At 72.6% G+C, this 12,022-nt stretch carries 9 protein-coding genes; 8 read left to right on the top strand and 1 reads right to left on the bottom strand.

Going from position 1 to position 12,022, the window contains the following annotated elements:
* Positions 1–130 precede the first annotated feature (130 nt).
* From mfd to ACIQM3_RS33450, 4 genes are all read left to right on the top strand, one after another.
* Complete coding sequence (gene mfd / locus ACIQM3_RS33435; protein ID WP_401631045.1) at positions 131–3,661, top strand: transcription-repair coupling factor; 3,531 nt, start codon at positions 131–133, stop codon at positions 3,659–3,661.
* Positions 3,662–3,790: 129 nt separating this feature from the next.
* The gene (locus tag ACIQM3_RS33440; RefSeq protein WP_401631047.1) at positions 3,791–4,528 is read left to right on the top strand and encodes an HNH endonuclease family protein; all 738 of its coding nucleotides are present in this window, start codon (positions 3,791–3,793) and stop codon (positions 4,526–4,528) included.
* Between the two features lie 31 nt (positions 4,529–4,559).
* The gene (locus tag ACIQM3_RS33445; protein ID WP_401631049.1) at positions 4,560–4,886 is read left to right on the top strand and encodes a hypothetical protein; all 327 of its coding nucleotides are present in this window, start codon (positions 4,560–4,562) and stop codon (positions 4,884–4,886) included.
* Positions 4,887–4,933: 47 nt separating this feature from the next.
* The gene (locus ACIQM3_RS33450; protein WP_401631051.1) at positions 4,934–5,683 is read left to right on the top strand and encodes an N-acetyltransferase; all 750 of its coding nucleotides are present in this window, start codon (positions 4,934–4,936) and stop codon (positions 5,681–5,683) included.
* 69 nt (positions 5,684–5,752) lie between these two features.
* Here the strand turns inward: ACIQM3_RS33450 and ACIQM3_RS33455 are convergent, their stop codons facing one another.
* Positions 5,753–6,580 (bottom strand): DUF4352 domain-containing protein, encoded by an 828-nt coding sequence (locus tag ACIQM3_RS33455; RefSeq protein WP_401631053.1) that lies wholly within the window; start codon positions 6,578–6,580, stop codon positions 5,753–5,755.
* A 195-nt stretch (positions 6,581–6,775) separates the two neighbouring features.
* Between ACIQM3_RS33455 and ACIQM3_RS33460 the strand changes: the two genes are divergently transcribed.
* The 4 genes from ACIQM3_RS33460 to ACIQM3_RS33475 all read left to right on the top strand — a co-directional run bounded on the left by ACIQM3_RS33460 (position 6,776) and on the right by ACIQM3_RS33475 (position 12,006).
* Complete coding sequence (locus tag ACIQM3_RS33460) at positions 6,776–8,881, top strand: N-6 DNA methylase (RefSeq protein WP_401631055.1); 2,106 nt, start codon at positions 6,776–6,778, stop codon at positions 8,879–8,881.
* A gap of 98 nt (positions 8,882–8,979) precedes the next feature.
* Positions 8,980–9,627 (top strand): hypothetical protein, encoded by a 648-nt coding sequence (locus ACIQM3_RS33465; RefSeq protein ID WP_401631057.1) that lies wholly within the window; start codon positions 8,980–8,982, stop codon positions 9,625–9,627.
* Complete coding sequence (locus tag ACIQM3_RS33470) at positions 9,624–11,180, top strand: protein kinase (RefSeq protein ID WP_401631059.1); 1,557 nt, start codon at positions 9,624–9,626, stop codon at positions 11,178–11,180. The genes ACIQM3_RS33465 and ACIQM3_RS33470 overlap by 4 nt, the downstream gene beginning before the upstream one ends.
* A 169-nt stretch (positions 11,181–11,349) precedes the next feature.
* Positions 11,350–12,006 (top strand): SurA N-terminal domain-containing protein, encoded by a 657-nt coding sequence (locus ACIQM3_RS33475; RefSeq protein WP_401631061.1) that lies wholly within the window; start codon positions 11,350–11,352, stop codon positions 12,004–12,006.
* Positions 12,007–12,022 lie beyond the last annotated feature (16 nt).

Below are 12,022 nucleotides of genomic sequence, written 5' to 3' on the forward strand. Positions count from 1 at the left end.
CGCTGCCGCCGTCCGGACAACGGCGTTCCCTCGCGCGAGTGACACACCGGCGTCGTACGCTGGAGCCCCCGGCCCGTGCCACGTGTCGGGTCCTTCGCGTTGCTCACTCGCCACACCGGACGGAACCTTCATGAGCCTGCACGGTCTGCTGGACGTCGTCGTCACCGACCCGGCGCTCTCCGAAGCGGTGAAGGCCGCCGCCGACGGCCACCGGGCCCATGTCGACCTGGTCGGCCCGCCCGCCGCGCGCCCCTTCGCCGTGGCCGCGCTGGCCCGCGACGCCGGGCGTACGGTGCTCGCCGTCACCGCGACCGGCCGGGAGGCCGAGGACCTGGCGGCCGCGCTGCGGACCCTGCTGCCCCCCGACACCGTGGCGGAGTTCCCGTCCTGGGAGACCCTGCCCCACGAGCGGCTCTCGCCCCGCTCGGACACCGTGGGCCGCCGTCTCGCCGTGCTACGCCGCCTCGCGCACCCCCGGCAGGACGACCCGGAGACCGGCCCGGTCAGCGTGGTCGTCGCCCCGGTGCGTTCCGTGCTCCAGCCGCAGGTCAAGGGGCTCGGCGACCTGGAGCCCGTCGCGCTGCGCAGCGGGCAGAGCGCGGATCTGGGCGAGGTCGTGGACGCGCTCGCGGCAGCGGCGTACGCCCGTGTCGAGCTGGTCGAGAAGCGCGGGGAGTTCGCCGTGCGCGGCGGCATCCTTGACGTCTTCCCGCCGACCGAGGAGCACCCCCTCCGGGTGGAGTTCTGGGGCGACGACGTCGAGGAGATCCGCTACTTCAAGATCGCCGACCAGCGGTCCCTGGAGGTCGCCGAGCACGGCCTGTGGGCCCCGCCCTGCCGTGAGCTGCTGCTCACCGAGGACGTACGCGCCCGGGCCGCGGCGCTCGCGGAGGCGCACCCGGAGCTGGGCGAGCTGCTGGGGAAGATCGCGGAGGGGATCGCAGTCGAGGGGATGGAGTCCCTCGCGCCGGTCCTCGTCGACGAGATGGAGCTGCTGCTCGACGTCCTGCCGAAGGGCTCCATGGCGCTGGTCTGCGACCCGGAGCGGGTGCGGACCAGGGCGGCCGACCTCGTCGCGACGAGCCAGGAGTTCCTCCAGGCGTCCTGGGCGGCCACGGCGGGCGGTGGCGAGGCCCCGATCGACGTCGGCGCGGCCTCCCTGTGGGGCATCGCGGACGTCCGGGACCGGGCCCGTGAGCTGTCCATGATGTGGTGGTCGACCTCCCCGTTCGCCGCCGACGAGGAGCTGGACGGGGACTCCCTGAAGCTCGGGATGCACGCCCCGGAGACGTACCGCGGCGACACCGCCCGGGCGCTCGCCGACACCAAGGGGTGGCTCGCCGACGGCTGGCGCACGGTGTACGTCACCGAGGGGCAGGGCCCCGCCGCCCGCACGGTCGAGGTGCTCGGCGGCGAGGGCATCGCGGCCCGCCTCGACCAGGACCTGGCCGAGATCACGCCGTCGCTCGTGCACGTCTCGTGCGGAGCCATCGCCAACGGCTTCGTGGACCCGGCGCTGAAGCTGGCCGTGCTGACCGAGACGGATCTGACCGGTCAGCGCACCGCCAGCAAGGACCTGGGGCGGATGCCGGCGCGCCGCCGTAAGTCCGTCGACCCGCTGACGCTCCAGGCGAACGACTACATCGTGCACGAGCAGCACGGGGTCGGCCGCTACATCGAGATGGTGCAGCGCACCGTGCAGGGCGCGACCCGTGAGTACCTCCTCGTCGAGTACGCCCCCGCCAAGCGCGGCCAGCCCGGGGACCGCCTCTACATCCCGACCGACCAGCTGGAGCAGGTCACCAAGTACGTCGGCGGTGAGGCCCCGACCCTGCACCGGCTCGGCGGCGCCGACTGGACGAAGACGAAGCAGCGGGCCAAGAAGGCGGTCAAGGAGATCGCCGCCGACCTGATCAAGCTGTACTCGGCGCGGATGGCGGCCCCCGGCCACGCGTTCGCCCCGGACACCCCGTGGCAGCGTGAGCTGGAGGACGCGTTCCCGTACGCGGAGACGCCCGACCAGCTGTCCACGATCGCCGAGGTCAAGGAGGACATGGAGAAGTCCGTCCCGATGGACCGGCTGATCTGCGGCGACGTCGGGTACGGCAAGACGGAGATCGCGGTGCGCGCGGCGTTCAAGGCCGTCCAGGACGGCAAGCAGGTCGCCGTCCTCGTGCCCACGACGCTCCTGGTCCAGCAGCACTTCGGCACGTTCACCGAGCGGTACGCCCAGTTCCCCGTCAATGTGCGGGCGCTGAGCCGCTTCCAGTCGGACACCGAGTCGAAGGCGACACTGGACGGGCTGAAGGACGGGTCCGTGGACCTGGTCATCGGCACGCACCGGCTGTTCTCGTCGGAGACGAAGTTCAAGGACCTGGGCCTGGTCATCGTCGACGAGGAGCAGCGCTTCGGCGTCGAGCACAAGGAGCAGCTGAAGAAGCTGCGGGCCAACGTCGACGTGCTCACGATGTCGGCGACACCCATCCCCCGTACGCTCGAGATGGCCGTCACCGGCATCCGCGAGATGTCGACGATCACGACGCCCCCGGAGGAGCGCCACCCGGTCCTCACCTTCGTCGGGCCGTACGAGGAGAAGCAGATCGGCGCGGCGGTGCGGCGTGAACTCCTGCGTGAGGGCCAGGTGTTCTACATCCACAACCGGGTCGAGTCCATCGACCGGGCCGCGGCGCGGCTGCGGGAGATCGTGCCCGAGGCGCGGATCGCGACGGCGCACGGGCAGATGGGGGAGAGCCAGCTGGAGAAGGTCGTCGTCGACTTCTGGGAGAAGAGGTTCGACGTGCTGGTCTCGACGACGATCGTCGAGTCCGGCATCGACATCTCCAACGCGAACACGCTGATCGTGGAGCGCGGCGACAACTTCGGTCTCTCCCAGCTGCACCAGCTGCGCGGCCGGGTCGGCCGTGGCCGGGACCGGGGTTACTCCTACTTCCTGTATCCGCCGGAGAAGCCGCTGACGGAGACCGCGCACGAGCGTCTGGCGACCATCGCCCAGCACACCGAGATGGGTGCGGGCATGTACGTGGCGATGAAGGACCTGGAGATCCGCGGCGCCGGAAACATGCTCGGCGGTGAGCAGTCCGGTCATATCGCGGGTGTCGGTTTCGACCTGTACATCCGGATGGTCGGCGAGGCGGTGGCGGACTACCGGGCGGCCGTGGACGGCGGCGTCGAGGAGGAGCCGCCGCTGGAGGTCAAGATCGAGCTCCCGGTCGACGCGCACGTCCCGCACGACTACGCCCCGGGTGAGCGGCTGCGCCTGCAGGCGTACCGCTCGATCGCCTCCGCGAATTCGGAGGAGGACATCAGGGCGGTGCGCGAGGAGCTCACCGACCGCTACGGCAAGCTGCCGGAACCGGTGGAGAACCTCCTGCTGGTGGCGGGGCTGCGGATGCTGGCCCGGGCCTGCGGGGTGGGGGAGATCGTGCTGCAGGGGCCGAACATCCGCTTCGCGCCGGTGGAGCTGCGCGAGTCGCAGGAGCTGCGGCTGAAGCGGCTGCACCCGAAGACGATCTTCAAGCCGGCCACGCGTCAGATCCTGGTGCCGCGGCCGACGGCGGGCCGGATCGGCGGGAAGCCGGTGATGGGGCGCGAACTCCTGTCGTGGACCGGGGAGTTCCTCACGACGATTCTGGGGTCGTAACTCCCGGCCCCGGCCGGGGCGCACGGCGCCGCGCCCCGGCGGGGTCCGGGGACGCGGCACCCAGGGCGGGGACTGCAGTGGGGGCGCCGCCTTCACGGCCGGGTCCCGCCGAGCCTAACCTGGTGCGCTGTGACCCCTCTTCGAGCCGTGCCCCGCCGACACCGACTCCTCGCCTGCGCCACGTCGGCGCTGGTGGGCGCGTTGGCCCTGACCGGCTGCGACGCCGTGAGCGACCTCGACGTCCCCGAGCCGGCCGCCAACTCCCCGGCTCCCGGGGGGTCGGCGTTGCGGGCCGTCGACGGGCTGAGCGTGAAGGGCCGCGCGCCGAGGACCGGATACGACCGTGACGAGTTCGGGTCCGCCTGGGTGGACACCGACCGGAACGGCTGCGGCACCCGGGACGACGTACTCGCGCACCAGCTCTCCGGTGTCGAGCGGGACGCCGACGGCTGCAAGGTGCTCAGCGGCGTCCTCGACCCCGATCCGTACACGGGGGGCCGCATCGCTTTCGAACGCGGTCGCAGCAAGGTGGACATAGACCACCTCGTCGCCCTATCCGACGCGTGGCAGAAGGGCGCCCAGCAGTGGAGCGACGGCAAACGGCGGGCCTTCGCGAACGACCCGCTCAACCTGGTGGCGGCCGACTCGTCCGCCAACCGCCGCAAGGGGGACGGGGACACCGCGACCTGGCTGCCGCCCAACAAGGCGTACCGCTGCACGTATGTGGCGGGGCAGGTGTCGGTGAAGAGCAAGTACGGGCTGTGGGTGACCGAGGCCGAGCGGGACGCCATGCGGAAGGTGCTGTCCTCCTGCCCCGCCGAGAAGCTGCCCACGGGCGGCGGTCCGACCGAGGCGCCCGAGCGCTGAGGACGTCCGCGCCCCTGTGAATACTGTGCCCATGTGGAAATGGCGGCTGACGGCCGCGGGGATGAATCTGCTGCTCGGGGTTCCGGGCGTCATACCGGTGTTCCTGGTCTGGTACTACCTGTCGAACGGGCCGCTCGCGGACGCCGGATGGACCTCCCGTGAGCCGACCGAGAACGACGGGATGACGCTGTGGCTGGTGATCGTCGTGCCCGTGGTGGCGGTCTTCGGGATCATCTGGTGGCTCGCCAACGACTGGGTGCGGCGAAGGGCCACGCTGTCGCCGGGCACGTACTGGACGGCCGGGGTGCTGCTGACGCTCTGGCCGGTGTGGGCGGTCGCCGTCGGGTCGGTCGTGTAAGCCGGAAACGGTTTGGCGGGGGGCCGGGCGCTGCTTACCTTGGCCGCATGGACCTGATGATCACGACGCTCGCCGAGCGGCCGGAGCTCGCCGCCGCGATCGAGGAGATGCCCGACACCTGGCCCGAGTTCGTGCTGGAGGATCTGGTCGGCTGGGCCAACTTCCCGCGCATAGCCGCCGAGTTCCCTGAGTTCGTGCTCGTCGCCACCGATCCCGGGGGCGCCGTGGTGGCCCGGGGCTACAGCGTGCCGTTCGCCCTCGGTGCGCAGGGCCGGGGAGCGCTGCCGGAAGGCGGCTGGGACCAGGTGCTGTTGTGGGCCTTCTCCGACCTGCGGCACGGGCGCACTCCGGACACCGTCAGCGCGATCGAGATCACGGTGACGACGGGGCGGCTCGGGCAGGGCATCTCCGGGCACATGGTGGCCGCGATGCGGGAGAACGCCCGGCGCCTCGGATTCCGGGAACTCGTCGCCCCGGTCAGGCCGAGCGGGAAGCACGCGGAGGCCACGGCACCGATGGAGGAGTACGCCCGGCGCGTCCGGGACGAGGACGGCCTGCCGTGCGACCCCTGGCTGCGGGTGCATGTGCGGGCGGGCGGAGTCATCGAGGGTGTGGCCCCGGTGTCGATGACGGTGAGCGGGTCCCTGGACCGGTGGCGGGCCTGGACCGGGCTGCCCTTCGACACGGAGGGGCCGGTGGAGGTGGAGGGCGCCCTGGTGCCGGTGCACTGTTCGCTCGCGCACGGGTACGCCGTGTATGTCGAGCCGAACGTCTGGGTGCGGCACCGGACGGGCTGAGGCCACAGGGCCGGCCCGCCCGCAGGGGGTGGCCGGCCCGAAGGTGGGCGCGACGGGGCTGTCCGCCCGTCAGAGCTTCAGCTCCCACTGGCTCGCGTCCCACTCGAAGCCGGGGCCGACCTCGACGGTCAGGTTCTTGGCGTCGGCCGGGGCGTCGAAGGCGTACTTCGCCGTGATCTTCTTGCCCGGCAGGACGGTGCCGCTGAAGCCCTCGCCGACCTTCCCGTCGAAGATCTGCTCGGCGTTCACACCGTCCGCGCCGGCGCGGGCGTCGACGCTGACGAGCGCCGCGTCGAACTTCTCCTTGCCCTTGTTCTCGATGACGACCGCGACCGTCCAGGCGCTGTTGCCCTTGGTGTGGCCGATCGCGAACTCGTCGGCGGTGTACGGGGCCGGGGCGTTCACGGTGATCTCCAGGCCGTCGTCGTACGCCGCGGAGTCCCCCTGCCGCAGGATGTCGTCCTTGCCCTCGGTGCCCCCGGCCGTCCCGTCACCGGCCGCCCCTCCGCCGGCGGCCGGCTTCGCGGACGCCGAACTGTCCTCGACGGCCTTGTTGATGTCGGTCACCACATCGTCCACGGCCTTGAACGTCAGGACCGCTCCGACCACCGACAGGATCAGCGAGACGAGGCCGAGGACGGCGCCGAACGTGGTCACGCCCTTGTTGGTGGCCTCTCCGCGCTTGGCCCGGCCCCGCCCGGCGAGCCCCAGGATGAGGGCGATCAGGCCGAGGATCCCCGCGAGCCAGAAGAAGAACGGGATCAGCCCCGAGACCGTCCCGATGATGCCCAGCACCAGGGCGGCGATACCCAGGCCGTTGCGGGCGGGGCGCGTGCCCGGAGCCTGAGCGGGGGCGTACGGCTGCTGGGGCTGTTGCGGCTGCGTGTACTGGGACATGGCTGTGCCCTTCCGATGAGAAACGGGGACTGTGAGCGGAACGATGCGCCGCGTTGGTGTGCGGCGGGTCAATAAGACCATCGACTGTGAACCGAGTCAACACAATAATGCGTGTGAACTGTTGGCTCGTCGGTATCGGTATGCTCACCCACACACAGCAGGGACACCCACGTGCGCGGAACGGGAGACAGGCCAGTGCCGGATAACTCGACCGAGGTGACCGCGGCCGGAATCGCCAGGCTCGCGGGCGTGGGCCGCGCGGCCGTCAGCAACTGGCGCCGGCGGCACGCCGGTTTCCCGAAGCCCGTCGGCGGCACCGAGGCCAGCCCCTCCTTCGCGCTGAGCGAGGTCGAACAGTGGCTGCGCGACCAGGGCAAGCTCGCCGAGGTACCGCTGCGCGAGCGGGTCTGGCAGCAGCTGGCGGGCCACCCCGACGGCGCCGTGACCGCGCTCGTCCACACGGGGTGCGCCCTCCTGCTCGTCCGCGACAGGCCCACCGCCTGGCTGGAGATCACCGCCGTCTCCGACGCCCGGATGGCAGGGGTGCTGCCGGGCGCCCTGGACCACGTGCTCGCCGACCGCTTCGGAGAGGGGCGCGCGGTCCCCACACCCACGGCGTCCGCTCTCCTGCCGTCCGTCCCCCTGCTGCGCGCCGCGGCGGAACTGGCGGCGGAGACGGGCGCCCGGCAGGCCTTCGACTTCCTCTTCGGCCGCCAGCTGGACGCCAACCCGCGGCAGTACACCCTCACGCCCCCCGGCCTCGCCGAGCTGATGGCCGACCTCGCGACGCCGGCCGAGGACGCCGCCCGGCGGAGCGGCGGGAAGGGCTCCCGTACGGTCCTCGACCCCGCGGCCGGAACCGGCGCCCTGCTGTGCGCCGTCGGCCGGCCCACGGCGCTCTACGCCCAGGAGGCCGATCCCGACCTGGCGGCGCTCACCGCGCTCCGGCTCGCCCTCCACCCGGGGAACAGGACGGCCGGACCCGCGCTCGCCGTCCGGACCGGCGACACCCTGCGCACCGACGCGTTCCCCGGTCTCGCCGTGGACGCGGTGCTCTGCCACCCGCCGTTCAACGAGCGCAACTGGGGCCACGACGACCTGGCCTACGACCCCCGCTGGGAGTACGGCTTCCCCGCCCGCACCGAGTCCGAACTCGCCTGGGTCCAGCACGCCCTCGCCCATCTCCGCGAGGGCGGCACCGCCGTGGTGCTCATGCCCCCGGCCGCCGCCTCCCGCCGTTCGGGGCGCCGCATCCGCGCCGACCTGCTCCGCCGCGGAGCACTCCGCGCCGTCATCGCGCTCCCGGCGGGCGCCGCACCGCCGTACGGCATCCCCCTCCACGTCTGGGTCCTCCGCAAGCCGGGCACCGAGCAGCCCCCCGCCCCCGAACTCCTCGTCGTCGACGCGGCGGAGCCCGAGACCGCCGGCGCGCCCTCCGGCCGTGACCGGCTGGACTGGCCCGCGGTGCGCGCCTCGGTGCTCGACGCGTGGACCCCCTTCGACGTGCCGGGGCGCCGTGAGCCCGTCGAGGAGCGCCCCGGGACCAGCCGGGCCGTCCCCGTCATCGAACTCCTCGACGACGACGTGGACCTGGCCCCCGCCCGCCATCTCCCGCCCCCGGCCGCCGGCGGCGGCGCGGCGGAACTCGTGCGCGTACGGGAACGCCTGGACGACACCCTGAAGCTGACCACCCGGCTCACGCCGCCGCCCGCCGTGCCCTGCGAACAGGGCCGGCGGCCCCTCACCACGGTCGGTGAACTGGCCCGCGCGGGCGCCCTGCACCTGCGCACCGGCTCCGGTGCGGGCAGCGGCGCGGTCCCGGTCCTCACCGAGCACGACGTCCTCTCCGGGGCGGCCCCCAGCGGTACGCCCTCCGCGCCGGCCGCGTCCCCCGAGGACGAGCCGCTGCTGCTGGAACCGGGAGACGTCGTCGTGCCCGTACTCGGCGGGGGAACGGTCGCCAGGGTCGTCGACGAGGCGACCGCCGGGGCCGCGCTCGGCCGTAACCTCCAGCTCCTGCGGCCCGACCCCGCGGCCCTGGACCCCTGGTTCCTCGCCGGCTTCCTGCGCGGCACCGCCAACAACCGGCAGGCCAGCAGCTACGCCTCCACCGCGACCCGGCTCGACGCCCGCCGTCTCCAGGTGCCGCGCCTGCCGCTGGCCGAACAGCGTAAGTACGGAGAGCAGTTCAGCGCCCTCGCCGCGTTCGAGGACGCACTGCGCACGGCGGGCCGGCTCGGCGGGCAGCTGGTGCAGGGGATGTACGACGGGCTCACGGACGGCTCCGTCGCCCCGGAGTGACGTGAAGCACAACGGTTGTGCACAACCAGGGACGGCTTGTCCGTGTCGGTGTATACGCTCACTGCACACGTCCGATCCACGCCCTCCGGGAGCAGCACATGCACGGCTACGGCTATCCGCCGGAGCAGCAGCCGAAGCGTTCTCCGTCCTCGGCCACGCTCGTCACGCTGCGCGTGGTCTTCGTGGCACTCGCGCTGCTGAGCTGTGGACTCCTCGCCTGGGCGGCCATGCTGCGGCTGGCGATCGTCACCCGTAAGCAGCGCGACTGGTGGCTGTTCGGCCTCGTGCTGGCGCTGAACGCCGGACTCATCGCGTACCTCGGGTCGTTGCCTCCGGAGGAAGAGGTGATGACGGACGGGCAGGCGATCATCACCCTGTCCTGGATGCTGGTGGTCTTCGTCGGCACGGTCACCTACTACCTGTACACGGACATACGGCACTTCGGTCCGTACGGTGGTCCGCCGGCCGGCCCGCACGGGGTCTCCCGCCAAGGTCCGTACGGCGCTCCGTACGGCGGCCCGCACCCGGGGGCGCCCTCGTTCCCGTCCACCGGATTCGGACCGCGGCAGGCGTCGCCCTCTCCTGCCTACGGCTACCCGCCCGCCCCGCGGCAGAGCCCCACGCCGCCCCCGCCCGCCGCACCGTCCGACACCCCGAGGCCCGCCGCCCCCCAGCGTCTCGACCAGGTGCGCGCCGAGCTCGACGAACTGAGCGACTACCTCCGCAAGGAGGGTGACAGCCGGTGAACGGGCGTGTCATCGCCGGTCGTTACCAGCTGGCGACCATTCTCGGCCAAGGCGGCATGGGCCAGGTCTGGACGGCGTACGACCAGCGCCTCGACCGCCGGGTCGCGGTGAAGCTCCTGCGCCCCGACCGGGTGGCCGGCCCCACCGGCAGCGAGGCCGCCGACGATCTGCGCCGCAGGTTCGTCCGGGAGTGCCGGGTCACCGCACAGGTCGACCACCCCGGTCTGGTCACCGTCCACGACGCGGGCAGCGACGGCGACGACCTCTTCCTCGTCATGCAGTACGTCGAGGGCGCCGACCTCGCCGACCACCTCGCCGAGCACGACCCCTACCCGTGGCCCTGGGCCGTGGCGATCGCCGCCCAGCTGTGCGCGGTGCTCTCCGCGGTGCACGCCGTGCCGATCGTCCACCGCGACCTCAAGCCCCGTAACGCGATGGTGAAACCCGACGGCACCCTCACGGTGCTCGACCTGGGCATCGCCTCCGTCATGGACACCGACACCACCCGGCTGACGCACACGGGCTCACCGATCGGCTCGCCGGCCTACATGGCCCCCGAGCAGGCGATGGGCGGTGCCGTCGGCCCGTACACCGACCTCTACGCGCTCGGTGTGCTCCTGCACGAACTCCTCAGCGGTGACGTGCCGTTCGCGGGCTCCACCGCCCTCGGTGTCCTGCACCGCCACCTCTACGAGCCCCCACTCCCGGTCAGGCACATCCGGCCCGAGGTCCCCGCGTCACTCGAAGCGCTCGTCCTGCGGCTGCTCTCCAAGGACCCGCAGGACCGCCCCACCTCCGCCCAGGAGGTCTACGAGTCCCTGCGGCCCCTGCTGCCCGCCGGCGGCACACCGTCAGGGCCCCTCGACCCGACCCGCCCCTTCCTCCGTCCGCACGCCCCCTGGCCGGACCGGGCGGCCGCCCCCGCGCCGGCGCCCGTCACCGACCGGCAGACACCCGCCCCGCCCCGGACGCCGCCGGCCAGGCCCGATGTGGCACAGGCCGTCGACGACGTGAAACGGCTGCTCGGGGAGGGCCGCATCACCCAGGCCGTCGACATCCTCGGGGGGATCCTGCCGGCCGCGGCCCTGGAGCACGGCGAACACTCACCGGTCGTCCGGATCCTGCGCAAGCAGTACGCGGCGACGCTGATGGACGACGGCCAGTACCGCCGCGCCCTCCCCGAGCTCCGCCGCCTCGCCGACGACCGTGCGGCGGAGGCGGGCCCAGCCGACTCCCAGACCCTGCAGTTCCGTTACGACGCCGCGCAGTGCCTGGAGCAGCTCGGTGAGACGGCCGCCGCGCTCGCCGAGTACCGCGCGGTCCTCCCCTACTACGAGAACGGCTACGTGACGTCCTCCGGCCCCGGCCGGGCCTTCGACATCCGCCACCGGATCGGCCACCTCCTGCTCGGAATGGGCGACCACACGGCGGGCCGCGCCCAGTTGCAGGCCCTGCTGTACGACACGGAGCGCGCCTACGGGCCGCACCATCCGCTGCCCACGGAGCTCCGCCGGCAACTGACCCACCACCAGGACGTACGCGGCTCGGTGTGAGGCGGCGGCGGCCGGAACGGGCCGGCCGGAGGGGATTTCGCCCCTGACCCCACACTGACCGGTCCGGAAATCGTTGGTCGAAGCAGTGGCCCGAATCACGTCCACTGCCTAACATCGATCACCGCAAGGCTTTGTGCACTGATGCACAAACTCTCCCCGGGAGGCTCCTTTGCACCGCCGACGTCGCACCGCGCTCGCCCTTACCGCCGCAACGCTCGTCGCGGCGCCACTCCTGACCGCCTGTGGCAGTGAGGCCCATCCCGGTGCCGCGGCCGTGGTCGGCGGCGACCGGATCGACGTGGCCACGGTCCAGGCGGAGGCGGCCGACGTACGCACCGCGCAGCAGGACTCCGAACGGTCCGAGGAACTGGTCACGAAGTCGGGCCAGCTGACCCGGGTCAAGCTGTCCGGCCTGATCTTCGGGCGGGTCCTGGACCGCGCCGCGAAGGACGCCGGGGTGAGCGTCAGCCGTAAGGAGATCCAGCAGATCCGCAGCGCCGCCGCCGAGCAGTCCGGCGGGGACGAGGGCGTACGGACGCTGATGCTGGAGCAGCGCTGGGTGGCGCCCGGCCAGATCGAGGCGAGTCTGCGCCAGGAGGTCCAGCTCCAGAAGCTGGCCCAGGCGCTCGGCGCCGACCTGCAGAACCCCGCCGGGGTGCAGGCGGTCGGCGAGAGCCTCACCGAGGCGTCGAAGGCGCTGCACATCGACGTCAATCCGCGCTACGGCAGCTGGGACAACCAGAAGGTCCAGCTCAGCACGTACAAGGCCCCGTGGATCACCCAGGTCACGCCCGTCCAGGGTCAGGAGCCCGAGGCAGGCGCCTGACCCCGCCCGACCAGAG

The sequence above is a fragment of the Streptomyces sp. NPDC091271 genome, from assembly GCF_044757505.1.
Classification (GTDB): Bacteria; Actinomycetota; Actinomycetes; order Streptomycetales; family Streptomycetaceae; genus Streptomyces.